This is a genomic window from Streptomyces sp. NPDC043685 (assembly GCF_056436585.1).
The window spans coordinates 224,629-242,507 of the sequence record NZ_JBWKCH010000011.1; the positions used below are offsets into that span (position 1 = coordinate 224,629).

The window sequence follows — 17,879 nt, forward strand, 5'->3', positions numbered from 1 at the left end:
GCTCTGTCGAGGGAGCGACCGGTGGGGAGGGTCTGCTGCGGCGCACGGGTGCGGGGGGCGGACGGCTGTCACGTGGACGATCGCGGTGAGCGCGGCGCAGGTCAGGGGAACGTGCGGTATCCCGTCGGCTGGCAGAGCCGACCGGGCGGTCCGCGACTCAGGGTGTGCGGGTGTGGTGGTCGAGCAAGCGCGTGAGCAGCCGGACGAACTGGTCACGTTCGGCCGGACTCAGTGGTGCGAGCAGGGTGTCGTGGAGGTCGTCCAGCACCTTGTCGAGGCGGCGCAGATGGCGGCGGCCCCGGGCGGAGACGGTGATGACGTTGCGGCGCCGGTCGTCGGGGTCGGGGGTCCGCTCGACGAGGTCACGCTCGGCCAGTTCGTTCAGCACGCCGACCATGTCGCTGCGGAAGATGCCGGAACGCCTGCTCAGCTCCGCTTGACTGGCGGGCCCGTACTCCTCCAGCGAGGCGAGCACGGCGTAGTGCCACTTGCGGGCGTCGGCCTGGGCCAGCCCGTCGGTGATCAGCCGGTCCGACCGCACGGTCAATTGCGACAGCAGCCGGCTCGCCCGCCCCCGCAACCGGTCGGGAGTCCTGAGCGCGTCGTCGCCGGGCCCGTTCGCCGCTTCGCTGCTGATCATGGCACCCATCCGCCGTTGTGCTGGTCCGACTGCCCCTGTACGTTCACCCGGACAGAAACGTTAGTGCGACTAACGCTATCCGAAGGCGCGTGAGGAAGACATTGCCGATCGAGAATCTGTGGATCCCCACTCCGGACGGCCGGGCCGATGCCTTCGCCGCCTTCCCCGACGACGGCGAGCGGCACCCCGGGGTGCTCATGTACGCGGACGGCTTCGGCATCAGGCCCGTGCTGCGGGAACTGGCCGACGAGCTCGCCGGGCACGGGTACTACGTGCTCGTGCCCAACCCGTTCTACCGCCACGGCCCCGCACCGGTGATCGACCTTCCCGAGCACATCGGGGAAGAGGCTCGGCCCAGGGTCATGGCTCAGGTCATGCCCCTGCTCAAGGAACACACCACCGAACGCGTCCTGAGCGACGCCGACGCCTACCTCGGGTTCCTCGCCGCCCGGCCCGAGGTCTCCGCGGGACCGGTGGCGGTGACCGGCTACTGCATAGGCGGCCTCCTGGCGATGCGCACCGCTGCGGCCCATTCCGGTCACGTGGCCGCCGTCGCCTCGTTCCACGGCCCCGTGATCGTCGACGGGTCCGACCGCCTGGACCTCTCCCGGATCACCGCCCGGGTCCATCTCGGCCATGCGGAAAGCGACCTGACGCCCGAGGCCCTGACCGAGCTGAACAAGGCGCTGGACGCCGCAGGTGTCGACCACACCTCCGAGATCTACCCCGGCACCGTCCACGGCTTCACCATGGCCGACACGGATGCCTTCGACCCCGCCGCCCTGCGTCACCACTGGGACCGTCTGCTCCCTCTCCTCGGCCGCGCCCTGCACGGCAGTTGAGGCCCCGGCTCACGCACGAGTGCCTGCGGCATGAGGGGCATCCGCCCCGGGCCCGTGCCGGGGCGGACCACGACCGCCGGCGCGGCCGTAATTCGTTTGACCGGACCACGGGTGAGGACTGCATGGTGTCCGGGCACCACCCGCCGTGGTGCCGGTTTCCCGAGGAGGCAGCGGCAGCATGGAGGTCCGTCCCACCACCGACGAGGATTTCGACGTCTTCGTCGACACCGTCCATGCCGCGTTCGGGCGCTTCCCGGAGACCCCGGTCGACGGCGGGGGCCTGTGGTGGTCGGCGCTCGAGACGGACCGCTGTCTGCTGGCCCGGACGGCGGACGGGCGGGCCGTCGGTACCGCCGCCACGCACGCCTTCGAACTCACCTTGCCCGGCGCGACCGTCGTCCCGGCCCCGGGGGTGACCGCCGTCGGCGTCCTGCCCTCGCACCGGCGCCAGGGCGTGCTCACAGCGATGATGCGGCATCAGCTCGCCGAGGTAGGGGCCCGCGGGGAGTTCCTTTCCGTGCTCCTGGCCTCGGAGGCCCCGATCTACGGCAGGTTCGGTTACGGACCTGCGACCTACACGCAGCGGCTGACGGTGCAGCGCCACCGGGCCGCCCTCGCCCCACCACGGGCGCACGGGGCGGCCGGCGCACCGGCGGCCGGTGCGGACAACGGCTCGGTCGAGGTGCTGCGCCGCTCCGAGTGCGGAGAGATCCTGGAGGAGGTCTACGACCGGTATCGCCGCGCCCAGCCCGGCGCGCTGTCCCGGCCGCACCGCTGGTGGGCCTTGCGCGCGGGTCAGCCCCCGATCTCCGCGGCGCCCCGCTACATCGCCGTCCACCGGGGCACCGACGGTGTCCCGGACGGGTACGCCAGCTACGCGGTCGACGGCGGCACTTTGACGGTCGACGAGACCATCGCCTGCGATGACGCCGTCTTCACGGCCCTGGCCCGGTTCGTGCTGCATCACGACCTGGTCTCCCAGGTCGTGATCCGCCACGTCCCGCCCCAGCACCCGCTGCGCTGGCAGCTCGCGGACTTCCGTGCCGCCGAGGTGGGCGACGACATGGACTGGCTGTGGGTGCGGCTGCTCGACGTCCCGCGTGCGCTGACGGCGCGCGGCTGGTTCGCGGACGGCGAGCTCGTCCTCGATGTCGAGGACCCGTTCCTCGGCGAGCACGGCCGCCACCTGCTCACCGTCCAGGACGGCAAGGCCGACTGCGTCCCGACGGACCGGGAGCCCGACCTGTCCCTGAACGTGAGCGACCTGGGATCGCTCTACCTCGGCGGCACCGCCCCGAGCACGCTGGTGCGCGCGGGGCACATCCGGGCCCATCACGCCGACGCGGCCGGCCGCGCCGACGCCCTCTTCAGGCCCGACCGTCCCCCGCACTGTCTGCACTGGTTCTGACGTCGCCTCGGGAGTGCGTCGGGACGTCACCCGGTGCCTCCGGGAGCGGTGAGAACGGCCCGGCCCGCGCCGTCGGGCGCTGTCGGTCAACCCTCTTTGCAGCAACGCACGTTGCGGCACACTCCCCCGGCCTGCGATACGTTGCCCGACGTGACGGAACTCGGGCCTGTCAGCTGGCCACCTGCCCCTCTGAAGACCGAACGGCTCCTGCTCCGCGCGTCCGAGGCGCGGGACCGTGCGGCATTTGTCGAGCTGTTCGCATCACCGGAGGTGTACGCCTACCTCGGAGGTGCTCGACCTCGTGATGAGCTCGAGCGCGCCATGCCCGAGATACCCGGACGGCGTCCTGGCCTCTTCGCCGTCGACCTCGACGGAGCGATGATCGGCATCGTCACACTCGATCGACGGGACCCCGAACGGCCGGGCCATGTCCGCCCGGAGGCCGAGGAGGCCGAGCTCGGCTACACGTTCCTGCCCGAGGCGTGGGGGCGCGGGTACGCCGCCGAGGCGTGCGCGGCGGTGCTCGACTGGTTCGCGGACGCGTTTCCCGGCGAGCCGGTGGTGCTCTGCACCCAGACCGCCAACACCCGGTCGATGCGGCTCGCGGCCGGACTGGGGTTCACCGAGGTGGAGCGGTTCGAGGAGTTCGGCGCCGAGCAGTGGTTCGGCGTGTGGTCCTGAGGGTGGCGCTGCTTCAGTTCTGCCGGTCCACAGCGGCAAGCCAGCGGTCGTCCTGGAAGTCGGCGGGGACCTCGTCCTCGAAGGGGTCGATGCCGCGCCGCTCCAGCTCGTCGAACCACCGGTCCCGCTGCGAGGCGGGAAGGCGCCGTCCGCACCAGGGGCAGAACGCGATCGTGACGGTGGATCGACCACCGTCATGGATGATCAGGCCGTACTCCTGGAACTTGGCGCTGAAGTCGACCAGTGCGTCCGGGCAGGCGAAGGGATCGTCGTGCCGGTCGCAGCGCATGGTCACGCCGCTGGTCATGGCCTCACAGCAGTGATCGGTCATGACTCGGGCCGCGTCTCCTCGTTGTCCAACAGCATGATCGTGAGCGGAGCCTGTGCGGGCTATTCCGTGATCGGCGAGGTCGCGGTGCAGCCGCCGGCGGTCACCAGCCCCTTGGCGCTCTGCTCGTCCAGGACCTTGCCCTTGTAAATGATCTTGCAGGTGACCTCGGAGCCCTCGGGGTCCACGGCGACCGGCATGACGGCCGCGGGCATGATGCCCCGCAAGGTCACCGTCTTCTTCCAGGGCAGCTCGGGCTTCGACACCGAATCGACCTTCGGCTTCATGGCCTTGCCACCGCCGCCGTGGAACTCGATCGAGTCGACGTTCTTCCCCGTCACCTCGTAGGTGACCTCGTACGTGGTGTCCACGGCCTTGTCGACCTGGTCGACCGCCTCGGAACAGGCGCCGAGGCCGAGCGCGAGAGAGGCGACGGCGATGGTGTGGACGGCTGCACGGACCGCGCGGCTCATGTGGATCCCCCCGGATCATGAAAGGTCGGACCCGCAGCCAAGCGCAAAGGAAAAGTAAAGTCAATTCGATATGACGGGCCGTTGACGCCGGACTGTTTCGAACCTCTTCACCGGGCACTCTGACTGCCGGAGGTGATCACATGTCCGCACCCGGACCGCTGACGATGCATCACGTGGTGCTCGACAGCACCGACATCCGAGAACTCGCCGAGTTCTACCGTGCGTTGCTGGGGCTGGTCTACCGCCCTGGGGACGAGCCGCCCGAGGCGGGTGAGCACGACGAACGCGGCCAGGACTGGCTCGTACTGCGCACTCCCGACGGCAGGCCCCGGCTCGCCTTCCAGCATGTCGACCGGTTGACACGACCGACCTGGCCTGACGGGCCGGTGGCGCAGCAACTGCACCTGGACCTGAGCGTCTCCTCAGTCGAGGATCTCCGGGCGCACCATGAGCGTGTGCTGAGTCTCGGAGGCCGTCTGCTGTCCGACAACGAGCAGGGACCTGACGAACCCTTCCGGGTCTACGCCGACCCCGCGGGCCATCCGTTCTGCATCTTTGTCGCGTGAGTCCACGTCGTCCTCGGCCGGGCCTGGGCGGCCCTGCCCTCAACAGCCGTCGGCGGCAGAGCCGTTGTGGTCGAGTCCGGCCCGGATCCGGCTCAGCCACTCCGTGCCCAGTCGGCGGCCGTCCGGGAACTGGTCCCCTCGATCCCAGCGCCACGTCGTGATCATCGCCAGCACGAGGGTTCGGCAGGCGCGCAGCAGGTCCTGATCGAGACCCGGATAGTGCGCGCTGACCTCCTCGGGCGCATGGGCGAGGTCGAATTCGACAGGCCCGCGGCAACACGTCTCCAGGTCGACGAACAGCAGCCCGCCACGCGTGGTGAGCAGATTGCCCGGGTGCGGCTCGCCGTGCAGCATCTGCTCGGCGCCGCCGCGCTCTTGGATCCTTCGCTTCATGCTTCGTAGCGTGTCGCCGAGCAGTCGCCGGTCCGCGTCGCCGAGCTCCGGGGTGCGGTCGCGGTCCGCCACGAGGTGCTGGGCCTGCTCGACCCGGTCCGTGAAGCGTGGCGTCGGGATGTCGATTGTGCGCATGCCGGCATGCAATCGCTCGAGCGCGTCGGCGTAGTCGAGCGGCGCGATCTCATGAGGTGACGTGGGTTCGTGGTAGGTCCAGAAGGTGACCACGAAGCCGTCCCGCTCGTACACCCCGGGCTCCACGCGCGGTTCGAGAGCGGCGACGGGGCAACCGGGCCCGGCGAGCCGCAGAGCGAGATCGACTTCAAACCGTGCGACCTGCTGCGCCACGGGTGCCACTCGGGCCAGGACGTCGCAGGGCAGCAGACGCACAGTCAGCTTGTTCGAGTCATGGAGGACGATCGCGTCGTCTGCTGTCAGGCCGAGTGACGAGGCGATCGACACGGCCGAGGCGATCGCCCGCGGTGCCTCGCACGCCTGCATCGTCGAGTGCCCCTCTCACCGTGAACGCCGCCGTGAGTTCTCCGAGTGGTGCGACTCGCGCACCGTATCAAGGGAGTCGGCATCCGCCTTCCGGGTCTGGCCGCCCTACTCGTGTCCTGGACGCTGCGTCTCAGACAAGGCCGGCAGCTTGCCGAAGCCTCGCATGGCGGGCCGGGTCGATGAGGCCGGCCGGCAGTGTCTCGACGATGTGCGCGTGCTGTGCGAACACCGCCCTGCACTGCTCGCGCTCGGGATGTTCGCTGTCGCTGCCGAACCACTGCACCAGGGCTTCGTTGGTGGTCTCGACCGGCTCGGAGTCGTCCGCCACCGTCGTCAGAAGTTCAATCAGGCGAGACCGCTCAGGGACCTGCGGGTCGTCTGCCAGACGGAGCAGGAACGGCAGAACGTGCGGCACGGCCGGGTTCATTCCGACGATGGTGAACAGCGTGTTGGTGAGCACCCGTTGGGCCTCGATGGCGGCTGCCGGGTCGAGAAGCCCGTACAGCAGGACCGGGAGGGCGGCAGGGCACTGGGGGAACCGCGACCAGCGGATCTCTTCACAGCCGTCGAGCGCGGGATGCCCGCGGCCGACGTCAGCCGCCTGCGGATACTCCTGGAGGAACCGGGCGATCGCCGCCTCCTTGGCGGCCATGTCCATCCTGCACACGTCTCGACCCCCCGTCTCGTAGCACACCTCAGGACAGTGTCCCGCACTCAGACCGCGGTCAGAGGCTGCGCGTACGCGATGAGCAGTGCGACGTCGTCGTGGTCGGCGGGGTGGCGAAGCTCCTGGAGCAGCCGGTCGCAGGTCTCCTCCGCCGAGCGGCACGGCGGAGACAGCAGTCGCAGGAGATCGTCCAGGCGTTTGTCGATGGGGTCGTCGCGGGTCTCCACCAGCCCGTCGGTGTACAGCACGAGCTGATCGCCGGGGTTCATGACCACCGAGGAGGTCTCGAAGGGGCCACTGCCCACCCCCAGCGGGGTGCCCGTGGGCAGGTCGAGCAGCTCCGGTGGTCTGCCGGCCCGCACCAGCACCGGGGGGAGATGGCCGGCGCACGCCAGCTGCACGCGGCACCGCCTCGGGTCGTACACCGCGTAGAGGCAGGTGGCGAAGTAGGGGTCCAGGCCCTGGGTGATGCGGTCGAGGTGGGTGAGGATCCGGCTCGGGGCGAGGTCGAGGTCGGCGAGGGTGGAGGTGGCGGTGCGCAGCCGGCCCATGGCGGTGGCGGCCGGGATACCGCTGCCCATGACATCGCCGACGGCCAGGGCGGTTCGGTCGCCGCTGAGGGGGATGACGTCGTACCAGTCGCCGCCGACCTCGCTGAACGCCTGTGCGGGCCGGTACCGGGCAGCGATCTCCAGGCCCGGACGGCGGGGCGAGGGCTGCGGCAGCAGGCTGCGCTGAAGGGTTTCGGCGGCGCTGCGGATGTGCTGGTGGAGGACGGCGTTGTCGATGCTCAGCGCGGCGGACGAGGCCAGCTCCCAGGCGAGGGTGAGGTCGTCCTCGTCGAACGGCTGCGGATTGCGGGCGCGGGCCAGGCCCATCACGCCGATGATCTGCCCGCGGGCGATGAGCGGGACGGCCAGGTCGGTGTGGACACCGGCCTCGGCGAGCAGCCCGGCGGCGGCCTCGTCGGCCGCGATACGGCTGAGCTCCCCGCTGTCGATGTGGGTGGTCAGCAGAGGTTTGCCGGTGCGGAGGCAGTGGGCGGCCGGATGGTCGGCGTGGTAGGTGGTCAGGTGCCCGGGGGCGATGATCGCCTCGGAGGCGGCGGTGGGGTAGGCGGTCTTCACCGCCAGTGCGCGGAACAGTGCGGGGCCCTCGCCCGTGTCGGGGCGTCCCGTCCGCAGGACGGAGTCCAGGATGTCCACGGCGATCATGTCGGCCAGGTCGGGCACCAGGACGTCCGCCAGTTCCTGGGCGGTCCGCTCCACCTCCAGGGTGGTGCCGATACGGGCCGAGCCGTCCGCCATCAGGCGCAGGCGCTGCTGGGCCCGGTCGGCTTGTCTGGCCGCTTCGTACCGGTCGGTGACGTCGACCACGACGTTGGCGATGCCCAGCACGTGCCCGCTCTGGTCCTCCAGCCGGTAGAGCGACACGGCCCAGGCGTGGTCGTGGTCGGGGTCGGCGCGGGTACGGCCCACCACCTGCTCGTCCACCAAGGGCAGACCGGTGCGCAGGACCTCGCGCATCTGGTTCTCCGTGGTCGTGAAGGGCGCACCGGGCAGGATCTCCCGGAAGGGGCGGCCCACGTGCTCGGCCTCGGGTACGCCGTGCATCGAGGCCAGGGCGCCGTTGACGGCCACGTACCGCAGCCGGGTGTCCAGGACGGACAGGCCGATCGGCGCCTGGGTGACCAGCTGGCTGGACAGGGCCACCTTGCGCTCGACCTGCCGTACCGTGGCCCGGTCGGTGGCCAGCCCCAGCGCGTAGTGGTCGCCGAGGTTGTCGGTCAGCCGCATGTTGCGGAACTCGATCGTGCGGGTGCTGCCGTCCTTGAGCCGGATGGGGAACGATCCGGCCCAGCTGCGGCCCGTCACCATCAGCTCGGCGAACAGCCTGATTCCCGCGTCCCGGTGTTCGGGGTGGAGGAGCAGGGTGGCCGCGTACTGCCCGACCGCTTCCTCGCGGGTGTATCCGAACAGTTCCTCGGCCTGCGGACTCCACATGTCGATCCGGCCGTCGGCCTCCGCCAGCACCGCGGCGACGCCCAGCAGGTCCATCAGTCCGCTGGGGTCGGATGCCGCCTCCTCCGGATCACCCGCCTGCTCCGGATGCTGATTGGCTCGGCTCATCACATTCGCCCCTTAGACCTGTCGATCCCACCGGCGCACCCGCCTGCACCAGCAGACGCGTACGGCGGTCGCCTTGCAGGTCAGCAACCTCTTCACGATGCGCCACGCGACCCTCGAACGGCCAGGGGACGCGCCGGGAGAGTGCCGTGCCTCGGCCGACCGGGACAGCCGGAGCGACCGGCGCGGGAGCCGCACCGTGCCCGGCACACCGGGACGGTCGGCACCTGCCTCCAGCCTTCCACACACCGACAGTCCGTGGCGGACCCGTCGCAGCTGCGCTCAGCCCGGGCGGCCGGGCTCATGTCCCGGCGGTGACGCTGTGTGCAGACTCGTGCGATGCCGGTGACCGCTCGCCAGTCCTCACCGGGCGCCCTAGGTCTCCGGGCGTCGGCCCAGGCCGCACCAAGGTCATCCGCAGGTCCGATGCCGCATGCCGGAGGCCGGCGTCATCATGCTGGGGACCTGCCAAGAGGAGAGCGTGATGTCGTATCTGGAACCCCTCGAATACCCCGAGCCCCGCTACCACGGTGACAAAGGCGAGGTGAATGCCGTTTTCCGCCCGGCCGGCACCCCGCCGGACATCTCCTCCCCCGGCTCCTCCACTCATTACCTCGCGACCGGCGAGTCGACCGGTGGCGAGTTCGGCCTGTACAAGGTGGAGCTGGGGGCGCGGTCCGCCGGAGCCAAGGCCCACTTCCACAAGGCCATGTCGGAATCCTTCTACATCCTGTCCGGCCAACTGGAGCTGTACAACGGCGAGAAGTGGGTCACGGGCCGCCCGGGCGATTTCCTGTACGTACCGGTCGGCGGTCTGCACGCCTTCAAGAACGCGAGCGATGAGCCCATGTCCATGCTCCTGCTCTTCTCCCCCGGTGCTCCTCGTGAGGAGTATTTCGAGCAGGTCGCGGAGGTGGCGCAGCGCGGCGGGGAGGAACTCAAGCACTTCCGCATCCGGCACGACAGCTACTTCGTGGAAGACTTCGAGCCCGGAGCGGAGTAGCCGGTCGGTTCGGCCCGTTCGGGGCCTGAGCATGCGAAGAGAAGGGGGCGGGGCGGTCGGATTCGAACCGACGTCCTCCGAGATGCTGTCGCGGCGCATTACCTCTGTGCTACGACCCCGCCTTGTCGATGACCTTATCCGCCGTCCGCGGTGATCGACAAGGCGTTTCCCAGGCGGCCGGGCAGCCCACGGCTTGCGCCGCTAGCGTGTGTTCCATGATCGTATGGCTCAACGGCACCCATGGCGCGGGCAAGACGACGACCAGTGCGCTCGTGCAGCAACTGATCCCGGACTCACGGGTGTTCGACGCCGAGAAGGTCGGCGAGACGCTCATGGACATCAAGCCGGCGCTGCCCTGGACGGGCAACTTCCAGCACTGGCCGCCGTGGCGGCCGCTCGTGGTCGAGACCGCCCGTCGCGTCCTCGACTACACCGGTGGCACGTTGGTGATGCCCATGACCGTGCTCGTCGAGCAGTACTGGCGCGAGATCAATGCGGGCCTCGCGGAACACGACATACCGGTACGGCACTTCGTGCTCCACGCGGACCAGGCCACCCTTCGCGGGCGCATCGAAGGGGACACCGTGCTCGGCCCCTCCCCGTTCCGTCTGTCCCATCTCGAGCCCTACGCCGAGGCGTCCCGCACCTGGCTGCACAGCGAGGCCGAGGTCGTCGACACCACCCACCTCACCCCCGACCAGGTGGCCCGGCGGATCGCGCAGGCCGTACTCAGGGGGTGAGTCGGGCAGCCCTGCGGGAGTGGAGGCCCCGCAGGCCGGAAACCAACGGATGGCCGAGAAGTTCCGAGCGCCCATCGGCACGCCGGAAGCCCGTCGCATGCGATATGCGCCAATGTCATCTTCTCGCGCTTCCGAAGCAACCCGCCGGGCCCGGCCCGAGTGCCGCTGCCCTCGCACTCCGGCTGCCTGCGGGAATACATCAGCCGCCACGTCTCCATATTTCCCTCACACGGCGACCACGCCATGAACACTTCCAGCCGGGCGCCGGGCAGCGCCCCGACTTCAGGGCAGACGCCGCGTCCGGCCCCTGCCTAGCCTCCCAGGCCATGCGATCACCCCTGATGAGACGTTTCGGCCTCGGTGCCGTCCTCGCCCTCGCCCTCACCGTGTTCGGCCTGGCCCCCGGCGCGAGCGCGGCCGACCCGGCCCCGGCGGAGCTCACCTTCACCACCGACAGCGCCACCACCACGCCCGGCGGCACGGTCAACCTGTCGATGACCCTCACCAACCACAACACCCAGGACGTCTGGTTCGTCTACCAGACGATCGAGCCGACATGGCTGACCACGCAGCGCCCCGACCTGAAGTACGGCTTCACCGGGTGCAGCCTGGCCACCGCCAACGGTTCCACCCCCTGTTCCGGGACCGGCCCGGCCAACCTCGGCTCCAACTACGGCGCCACCATCCCGCCCGGCCAGAGCCGTACGGTCACCCTGACGCTGAACGTCGCCCCCGACTCCGGTTGCAACGGCAACATCGGCTTCTACTCGTACTTCTACGCCGAGTTCAGCGACTCGACGAACGTCAGCGGCGGCCCGGTCTACACGCCCGTGACGCGGGTCCTCTGCTCCTGACACACGTCCGGAGCCCGGCGGCCGTGACCTGAAAACCTCCATGACCAGGTCGCCGCCCCGGTCTGGACCACTGGCACTGCGACCGGCGGGCCCCACGGGCCCGCCGGTGCGCCGCGCAGGGCCCGGACCAGCACACCGGGCCGTCGGGCCGGACCGGCGCGCCCCCTCCCGACCGCCGGAACGGTCCGCTTCCCTTCCGGAAGTACCCCTTCAGACACCTGCGCTTTTCCGTCATGTTCCGCAACATGACCGCGAAATCTCCACAGAGACATCACTATGTGACGCGAACGGATGCGTGACGAACTGGCTTCTGAGGGGGACGCCGGCGGCACGCAAGGGGGTGCGTCCGCTCCACGGGAGCCGTGCTCACCCCTGCCCGGGGAGGGGACCTCACCGCATGAAGCGGACCTTTCGCACCACCGTGCTCACGGTGGGCGCGCTCATCGCCGCACTGGGCCTGCCGGCCGGTGCGGCACACGCCGACACCACGCCCCGCATCGACCTGCGGGTGCTGGTGGTGAGCGACGGCGGCCCGTCGACCGATGCCATAGCCGCCGAACTGGCCGCGGCCGGCACGCCGTACACCCGGATCGACCTCACGCAGTCCGGCCGGAGTGTGATCGACGCCGACTTCCTCGCGGACACCGTGGACGGCAGGCCACGCGCCAAGTTCCAGGCCGTCGTCCTGCCGAACGACAACCCGTTCCCGGCCGGCTCGTCCGAGATGGCGGCGCTGGCGGCGTACGAGCGGACGTACGACGTTCCCCAGGTCGACGCCTACACCTACGCACGTCCCGAAGCCGGACTGCAGTACCCCGTCTTCGGGGGCTACTCCGGCAGCCTGGACGGCAAGCAGGCACAGGTGACCGCCGCCGGGAAGTCGGGCCCCTTCGGCTATCTCGACGGGCCGGTGCCCTTCGAGGACAACGACCCCGCCATCGGGGAGAGTTACGCCTACCTGTCGAGACCCGTCACCGGCGCCGACTTCACCCCGTACGTCGAAGCGGCGATCCCCGGGCAGTCGGCCAAGGGCACGCTGGTGGGCGAGTACCGGCACGACGGGCGGCGCGAGCTCGTCGTCACGTTCGTCTACAACCAGTACCAGCAGCAGTTCCGCCTCCTGGCCCGCGGCATCGTGGAGTGGATGACCGGCGGGGTGCACCTGGGCGCCTCACGGAACTACTTCTCCGTCCACGTGGACGACGTGTTCGCCGCAGACGACCGGTGGAACAGCACGCTCAACTGCACCCCCGGCGACGTCGACTGCACGGATCCGAACGCCACGCCCGACCCGATCCGGATGACGGCCGCCGACGTGGACCATGCCGTCGAATGGCAGCGCGGCAAGGACTTCACCCTCGACTTCGCCTACAACGGCGCCGGCAGCGTCGACCACCGCCAGGACAACAACGGCGCCGACCCGCTCGCCGACCGGCTGATCGCGCGGCGCGGCGAGTTCCGCTGGATCAACCACACCTACTCGCACCCCTTCCTCGGCTGTGTGCAGGACACCTCCGTCGTGCCGTGGAAGTGCGCGACCAACGCCGACGGCAGCACCCGGTGGATGAGCCGCAACGACATCTCCGACGAGATCGCCATCAACCGGGTCTGGGGTCTGAGCGCCGGACTGCCGTTGGTGAACGACGAGTTGGTCACCGGCGAGCACTCGGGCATGAAGGTGCTCCCGCAGCAGCCGCAGGACAACCCCAACCTCGCTCTGGCCCTCGGCGACAACGGCGTCGCCTGGCTCGGCTCGGACAACTCCCGTGAGCCGGACCAGCGCCGGGTCGGTCCGGCCACGACCGTGCCGCGCTACCCCATGAACGTCTTCTACAACGCCGGCCGCGCGTCCGAGCAGGTCGACGAGTACAACTGGATCTACCTCAGCCGCGCCCAGGGAGGCAGCGGCATCTGCGAGGACAACCCGGCGACCACCACCTGCCTGCCGGCTCCCCTGGACACCGCCACCGGCTACGCCGGCCACATCGTCCCGCTGGAGACGCGGATCGCCCTCGGGCACGTGCTGTCCAACGACCCCAAACCGCACTTCATCCACCAGTCGAACCTGGCCGAGGACCGCATCGCCTACCCCGTGCTCAACGGTGTCCTCGACGGCTACGCGGCGCTGTTCGCCGAGGACACCCCCGTGGTGAACCCGCGGATGAAGGACATCGGCGCCGAACTGAGGCGCCGGGCCGACTGGCAGGCCGCACTCCGGGCCGGGAAGATCACCGCCTACCGCATCGGCGGCACGGTGACCGTCGACGCACCGGCCGGACTGGCCGTCACCGCGACCCTGCCCACCGGCACCACGCTGGCCGGCGCCGCCTTTGGAGAGGCGTACGCGGGTGCGGTGTCCGGCTGGACACCCGCCACGGGCACCCCGCTCTCCCTCACCCTGCCGGCGTCCTCCGCCAGGCCTGCGGCCCGCGCCACCAAGCCCGCACCGGCCACCGGCCCCGCACCACGCACCCGTGTCCCCGCGGGCGTCACCGACCCGGTGGGCCACACCGCAGACGGCTGAACGGCGCACCCGCCCAAGACCGACCGACGGTCCCGGCCGCCCCCTGGCGGCCCGGACCGGTCCGAACCACCCCACACCTCGGCCGTGGAGCACACACGATGCCCGTTCCTCAGGGCGCGCGCCGTACCGGCGCGACGCGCGTCACCCTGCTCACCGAAGGCACCTACCCGCACAGTCATGGCGGCGTCAGCGTCTGGTGCGACCAGCTCGTCCAGGGCATGCCCGACCTCGCCTTCGACGTCATCGCCGTCACCGGCACCGGACGTGAGCCGGTCGTCTGGGAGCTGCCCGCGCACGTCTCGAGCGTGCGGTCCGTCCCGATGTGGGGCACCCCGCCCGAGGGCCGTCCGCCCCGGGGCCGGTCCCGCAACCAACTCGCCGCCGCCTACGAACAGTTCCTGACCGCCCTGCTCGACCCACGCGCCGAGGACGGCTTCGCCCCCGCCCTGTACGCGCTGGCACGGGCCGCGTCGGACGGGACGCTGAGCCCCTTCCTTCGCGAAGACCGGGCGATCTCGATCCTCACCGCGCTGTGGAACCGGCCCGGTCTCGCCGTGCGCGAGGCGCGGCCCTCCCTGCACGACGCGCTCACCGCGACGGCCCTGCTGGAGCACGCCCTGCGCCCGCTGGCCGCGCCGGTGCCCGAGGGCGGGGTCGCGCACGCGGTCAGCGGCGGGGTCGCCGTCCTGCCGGGTCTCGCCGCCCTGGAACGGCATGGTGTGCCGCTGCTGCTGACCGAGCACGGGGTCTATCTGCGTGAGCGCTACCTCGGCTACCGCACCGCGCCCTACCGCTGGCCGGTGAAGGCCGTGATCCTCGGCTTCTTCCGGCTGCTGGCGCAGGAGAGCTACCGCCGTGCCGCCCTGATCACGCCGGGCAACCGCTACAACCGGCTGTGGGAGGAGGAGGGCGGGGCCGATCCGGAGTCGATCCGCACGGTCTACAACGGCGTGGACCCCGCCGCGTTCCCGGCGGCCGGTCCCGAACCGGACGCGCCCACCCTCAGCTGGGCGGGCCGGGTGGACCCCATCAAGGATCTGGAGACCCTCATCCGGGCCTTCGCCCTCGTCCGCGACCGGCTCCCGCACGCGCGGCTGCGGATGTTCGGCGGGACGCCGCGGGGCGGCGAGGCCTACCGCGAGCGCTGCGAGGCCCTGGCCGCCGAGCTGGGACACGCCGACGCCGTCACCTTCGAAGGGCGCGTCGACGACATCAAGGACGCCTACGCCGCCGGGAACGTCGTGATGCTCTCCAGCATCAGCGAAGGCTTCCCCTTCACGCTGATCGAGGCCATGTCCTGCGGACGGGCGACGGTCTCCACCGACGTGGGCGGTGTACGCGAGGCCGTCGGCGACACCGGGCTCGTGGTGCCGCCGCGCGATCCGGCCGCCATGGCCACGGCCGCGCTGGAACTGCTGGGGGATCCCGAGCGGCGCAGAGCGATGGGCGAGGCGGCCCGGCTGCGGGTCATCGAGCAGTTCACCCTCCGGCAGACCATTGACACGTTTCGATCCGTCTATCTGGAACTGGCGCATCCGCAGCCGGAGTTGACGGTCGTGCCGACGGTCGCGACGGCCACGCCGGCCGTCCACGGCACCGGAAGCCTCGCCCTGTGAGCGGCCCGATGTCCCTCGAACCCGGGGGCTCCGAACAGGACACCCTGGCCATCAGGCTGGCGGACACCCGCCCGCCGCGCCGCCGGCCGCGCTGGGCCCTGGACGACACCACGCTCGCCATCCGGCTGCCCCGGCGCGGCCCCGACGAGGAGGCGGTCAGCGAACTCGCCGCAGAACTCGCCGACCGCATAGGCCCCGCCGTCCACCCCTACGAGGTGGCCGCGCTCCTGGAGGCGGAGGGCCTGTCCGCGTCCCTGATCAACGAACGCTACGGCCACCCGAACCTGTTCTCCCTCGCCTCCGCCCTGTACGAACGGGTGCCGCGCACCTTCCCCGAACCCGCCACGGCGGCCGACCCCTGGCGCCCCGACACGCTGCGCTGTCTGCTGCGGGGCGTGCTGTTCGCCCTGCCCGGGCTCGCCTACCTGCTGACCGCGCCGCTGTGGAACGCCGGCGGGCACGCGCCCGCCCTCATCGTGGCCGGGCTCGCCTCCTGGGCCTGGGGGCAGACACTCGGCCACCGCGCGCACCTGCGGATGGCGACCGGACGCCGGGAGGCGGGCCGTACCCTGCTGGCCGGCGCACCCCTGGGAGCGGTGGTGGCCACGGCGGTCGCCGCGCTGCCCGCGCACGGCGGGCCGGTGACCCTGGTGGCGGCCGCGCAGTCCGCGTACCTGGCGGCCGCCGGGGTCCTGCTGGTGCTGGGCCGGGAGCGACTGCTGCTGGCCGCGCTCAGCCCGTTGCCGGCGGGTGCCGCCGTCCTGCCCTGGTGGGAACCCGGCCCGGCGATCCGTGCCGCCCTGCCTCTGCTGGCCCTGCTCGCCACGCTCGCCGTCACCGGCTGGGTCCTGCGCGGGGCCCTCGCCGTCCCGGCCGTCACCGGCGCCACCCGTCCGCGCCTGCTGTGGTCACTGCCGTACGGCCTGTTCGGGCTGGCCGCCGGGGTGCTGGTGCTGCTGGAGGGGCGGGACGAGCCGTACGCGGTGATCTTGCTGACGCTGAGCATGGGGCCCGCGGAATGGCTGCTGTACCGCTACCGCGGACTGTCGGTGGCCGCGCTGCGCGCCACCGCCACACCCGCCGGGTTCCTGCTGCGCTCGGCCGGCATCCTCGGCCTCTGCCTGCTCGCCTATCTCGCACCGCTGCTGCCCGCGGCCCTGCTCACCGGTGCCGACCCGGCCGCCCTGCTGCTGCTCGCGGCCGTCCTGTGGACCGCGCTGCTGTTGCAGGCGTTCGGTGCGGCCTGGTCGTCGGCCGGGATCTGCCTCGCGGCGGCCGGCGGGGCCGGTGCGGTCGTCCTGTTCCGGCTGCCACCGGGCACCGCCCTGGCACTGCCGCTCGCCTGCGGCGGCGCCGCCCTGTGTCTGGTGGCGTGCGCGCTGTGGCTGCTCGGCCGGCCCGCCCCTCATGCCTGACCCGCTCACCTCGCACCTCGTCGAAGGGATCACCTCGTTGACCTCCGCACCGCTCGCCGCCGTCACCGGAGCCGAGGGCTTCATCGGCTCGCACCTCACCGAGGCACTGGTCGCCTCCGGGCACCGCGTGCGGGCCATGGCCCAGTACAACTCCTTCTCCTCCTACGGCTGGCTGGAGACCCTGCACCCGGACGTCCTGGACCAGGTGGAGATCGTCCTCGGCGACGTCCGGGACCCCGGATCCGTGCGCGGCCTCCTCGAAGGCGCCGACACCGTCTACCACTTGGCCGCCCTCATCGCGATCCCGTACTCCTACCGGGCACCGCACAGCTACGTGGACACCAACGTCACCGGCACCCTCAACGTGCTGGAGGCCGTGCGCGCCCTGGGCACGCCCCGGCTGGTGCACACCTCCACCAGCGAGACCTACGGCACCGCGCAGACCGTCCCCATCACCGAGGACCACCCCATCAACACCCAGTCCCCGTACGCCGCTTCGAAGGCGGGCGGCGACCGGCTGGCCGACAGCTACCACGCCAGTTTCGACACGCCGGTCGTCACGCTGCGGCCCTTCAACACCTTCGGGCCGCGGCAGTCGATGCGGGCGGTGATCCCCACCGTCATCGGTCAGGTCGCGGCGGGAGAACGCACCATCACCCTCGGCGACCTGCGGCCCACCCGGGACTTCACCTTCGTCAAGGACACCGCGCAGGCCTTCCTCGCCGTCGGCACCGCCCCCGCCGAACGGGTCGTGGGCCGCACCTTCAACGCCGGTACCGGCGGGGAGATCTCGGTCGGCGACCTGGTCGCGCTGATCGGCAAGGTCATGGACACCGTACTCGACGTCCGGGAGGACACCGCCCGCATCCGCCCCGCCAACTCCGAGGTGATGCGGCTGGTGGCGGACGCGAGCCGGCTCGCCGCCGCCACCGGCTGGCAGCCGGCCCACAGCCTGGAGGAAGGCCTGGCGCACACCGTGGAGTTCTTCCGCGACCCGGCCAACCTCGCCCGCTACAAGACCGGCATCTACAACATCTGACCCGCACAGCGCATCTCGTCCGTCCCGTCTGCGCACGTCCACGAAGCGTTCACGAAGGAGGAG

17 protein-coding genes and 1 tRNA gene are annotated in these 17,879 nt (G+C 71.1%); 11 read left to right on the forward strand and 7 right to left on the reverse strand.

The window, feature by feature from the left end:
• Positions 1–157: 157 nt before the first annotated feature.
• On the reverse strand, positions 158–640 hold the full coding sequence (locus tag AC0665_RS32150; protein ID WP_478706381.1) for a MarR family winged helix-turn-helix transcriptional regulator: 483 nt from the start codon (positions 638–640) through the stop codon (positions 158–160).
• A 101-nt stretch (positions 641–741) separates the two neighbouring features.
• Between AC0665_RS32150 and AC0665_RS32155 the strand changes: the two genes are divergently transcribed.
• From AC0665_RS32155 to AC0665_RS32165, 3 genes are all read left to right on the forward strand, one after another.
• A complete protein-coding gene (locus AC0665_RS32155) occupies positions 742–1,482 on the forward strand; it encodes a dienelactone hydrolase family protein (protein ID WP_478706424.1) in 741 nt (246 codons plus the stop codon).
• A gap of 178 nt (positions 1,483–1,660) precedes the next feature.
• Positions 1,661–2,890 (forward strand): GNAT family N-acetyltransferase, encoded by a 1,230-nt coding sequence (locus AC0665_RS32160; RefSeq protein WP_478608561.1) that lies wholly within the window; start codon positions 1,661–1,663, stop codon positions 2,888–2,890.
• Between the two features lie 150 nt (positions 2,891–3,040).
• Positions 3,041–3,571 (forward strand): GNAT family N-acetyltransferase, encoded by a 531-nt coding sequence (locus tag AC0665_RS32165; RefSeq protein WP_478706382.1) that lies wholly within the window; start codon positions 3,041–3,043, stop codon positions 3,569–3,571.
• A gap of 13 nt (positions 3,572–3,584) precedes the next feature.
• On the opposite strand, the gene AC0665_RS32170 is transcribed toward AC0665_RS32165, so the two are convergent.
• On the reverse strand, positions 3,585–3,902 hold the full coding sequence (locus tag AC0665_RS32170; protein ID WP_468638824.1) for a DUF6980 family protein: 318 nt from the start codon (positions 3,900–3,902) through the stop codon (positions 3,585–3,587).
• 59 nt (positions 3,903–3,961) lie between these two features.
• Complete coding sequence (locus AC0665_RS32175; protein WP_478608556.1) at positions 3,962–4,372, reverse strand: MmpS family transport accessory protein; 411 nt, start codon at positions 4,370–4,372, stop codon at positions 3,962–3,964.
• A 140-nt stretch (positions 4,373–4,512) separates the two neighbouring features.
• Here AC0665_RS32175 and AC0665_RS32180 point away from each other — a divergent pair, with 140 nt between their 5' ends.
• Positions 4,513–4,938 carry a VOC family protein gene (locus AC0665_RS32180; RefSeq protein ID WP_468638820.1) on the forward strand — a complete coding sequence of 142 codons (426 nt, stop codon included), beginning with the start codon at positions 4,513–4,515 and terminating at the stop codon, positions 4,936–4,938.
• 39 nt (positions 4,939–4,977) lie between these two features.
• Here the strand turns inward: AC0665_RS32180 and AC0665_RS32185 are convergent, their stop codons facing one another.
• The 3 genes from AC0665_RS32185 to AC0665_RS32195 all read right to left on the reverse strand — a co-directional run bounded on the left by AC0665_RS32185 (position 4,978) and on the right by AC0665_RS32195 (position 8,628).
• Complete coding sequence (locus AC0665_RS32185; RefSeq protein ID WP_478706383.1) at positions 4,978–5,832, reverse strand: phosphotransferase; 855 nt, start codon at positions 5,830–5,832, stop codon at positions 4,978–4,980.
• Positions 5,833–5,962: 130 nt separating this feature from the next.
• Positions 5,963–6,484, reverse strand: a complete 522-nt coding sequence (locus tag AC0665_RS32190) for a hypothetical protein (protein ID WP_478706384.1) — start codon at positions 6,482–6,484, stop codon at positions 5,963–5,965.
• A 62-nt stretch (positions 6,485–6,546) separates the two neighbouring features.
• Positions 6,547–8,628, reverse strand: coding sequence for a SpoIIE family protein phosphatase (locus tag AC0665_RS32195; protein ID WP_478608550.1), 2,082 nt, complete (start codon positions 8,626–8,628; stop codon positions 6,547–6,549).
• A gap of 481 nt (positions 8,629–9,109) precedes the next feature.
• Here AC0665_RS32195 and AC0665_RS32200 point away from each other — a divergent pair, with 481 nt between their 5' ends.
• A complete protein-coding gene (locus tag AC0665_RS32200; RefSeq protein WP_478706385.1) occupies positions 9,110–9,628 on the forward strand; it encodes a cupin domain-containing protein in 519 nt (172 codons plus the stop codon).
• A gap of 46 nt (positions 9,629–9,674) precedes the next feature.
• Here AC0665_RS32200 and AC0665_RS32205 read toward each other — a convergent pair.
• Positions 9,675–9,749: transfer RNA gene (locus AC0665_RS32205), tRNA-Leu, on the reverse strand.
• 94 nt (positions 9,750–9,843) lie between these two features.
• On the opposite strand from AC0665_RS32205, the gene AC0665_RS32210 reads away from it, so the two are divergent.
• The 6 genes from AC0665_RS32210 (at position 9,844) to AC0665_RS32235 (ending at position 17,816) form a co-directional block, all read left to right on the forward strand.
• Complete coding sequence (locus AC0665_RS32210; protein WP_478706386.1) at positions 9,844–10,368, forward strand: P-loop nucleotide/nucleoside kinase family protein; 525 nt, start codon at positions 9,844–9,846, stop codon at positions 10,366–10,368.
• Between the two features lie 326 nt (positions 10,369–10,694).
• A complete protein-coding gene (locus AC0665_RS32215) occupies positions 10,695–11,222 on the forward strand; it encodes a hypothetical protein (protein WP_363119650.1) in 528 nt (175 codons plus the stop codon).
• 397 nt (positions 11,223–11,619) lie between these two features.
• Positions 11,620–13,746 carry a hypothetical protein gene (locus AC0665_RS32220; RefSeq protein ID WP_478706387.1) on the forward strand — a complete coding sequence of 709 codons (2,127 nt, stop codon included), beginning with the start codon at positions 11,620–11,622 and terminating at the stop codon, positions 13,744–13,746.
• Between the two features lie 98 nt (positions 13,747–13,844).
• On the forward strand, positions 13,845–15,362 hold the full coding sequence (pelF, locus tag AC0665_RS32225; RefSeq protein WP_478706388.1) for a GT4 family glycosyltransferase PelF: 1,518 nt from the start codon (positions 13,845–13,847) through the stop codon (positions 15,360–15,362).
• Complete coding sequence (locus AC0665_RS32230; RefSeq protein WP_478706389.1) at positions 15,359–16,777, forward strand: hypothetical protein; 1,419 nt, start codon at positions 15,359–15,361, stop codon at positions 16,775–16,777. Before pelF ends, AC0665_RS32230 begins: the two co-directional genes overlap by 4 nt.
• A 37-nt stretch (positions 16,778–16,814) precedes the next feature.
• Positions 16,815–17,816: a GDP-mannose 4,6-dehydratase gene (locus AC0665_RS32235; protein WP_478706390.1), complete on the forward strand. Its 1,002-nt coding sequence runs from the start codon at positions 16,815–16,817 to the stop codon at positions 17,814–17,816.
• Positions 17,817–17,879 lie beyond the last annotated feature (63 nt).

Coding starts and splice junctions, on each gene's coding strand:
- AC0665_RS32200 (WP_478706385.1), top strand. CDS start 9,110: ATGTCGTATCTGGAACCCCTCGAATACCCCGAGCCCCGCTACCACGGT.
- AC0665_RS32190 (WP_478706384.1), bottom strand. CDS start 6,484: ATGGCCGCCAAGGAGGCGGCGATCGCCCGGTTCCTCCAGGAGTATCCG.
- AC0665_RS32180 (WP_468638820.1), top strand. CDS start 4,513: ATGTCCGCACCCGGACCGCTGACGATGCATCACGTGGTGCTCGACAGC.
- AC0665_RS32175 (WP_478608556.1), bottom strand. CDS start 4,372: ATGAGCCGCGCGGTCCGTGCAGCCGTCCACACCATCGCCGTCGCCTCT.
- AC0665_RS32170 (WP_468638824.1), bottom strand. CDS start 3,902: ATGACCGATCACTGCTGTGAGGCCATGACCAGCGGCGTGACCATGCGC.
- AC0665_RS32185 (WP_478706383.1), bottom strand. CDS start 5,832: ATGCAGGCGTGCGAGGCACCGCGGGCGATCGCCTCGGCCGTGTCGATC.
- AC0665_RS32210 (WP_478706386.1), top strand. CDS start 9,844: ATGATCGTATGGCTCAACGGCACCCATGGCGCGGGCAAGACGACGACC.
- pelF (WP_478706388.1), top strand. CDS start 13,845: ATGCCCGTTCCTCAGGGCGCGCGCCGTACCGGCGCGACGCGCGTCACC.
- AC0665_RS32215 (WP_363119650.1), top strand. CDS start 10,695: ATGCGATCACCCCTGATGAGACGTTTCGGCCTCGGTGCCGTCCTCGCC.
- AC0665_RS32160 (WP_478608561.1), top strand. CDS start 1,661: ATGGAGGTCCGTCCCACCACCGACGAGGATTTCGACGTCTTCGTCGAC.
- AC0665_RS32195 (WP_478608550.1), bottom strand. CDS start 8,628: ATGAGCCGAGCCAATCAGCATCCGGAGCAGGCGGGTGATCCGGAGGAG.
- AC0665_RS32150 (WP_478706381.1), bottom strand. CDS start 640: ATGATCAGCAGCGAAGCGGCGAACGGGCCCGGCGACGACGCGCTCAGG.
- AC0665_RS32220 (WP_478706387.1), top strand. CDS start 11,620: ATGAAGCGGACCTTTCGCACCACCGTGCTCACGGTGGGCGCGCTCATC.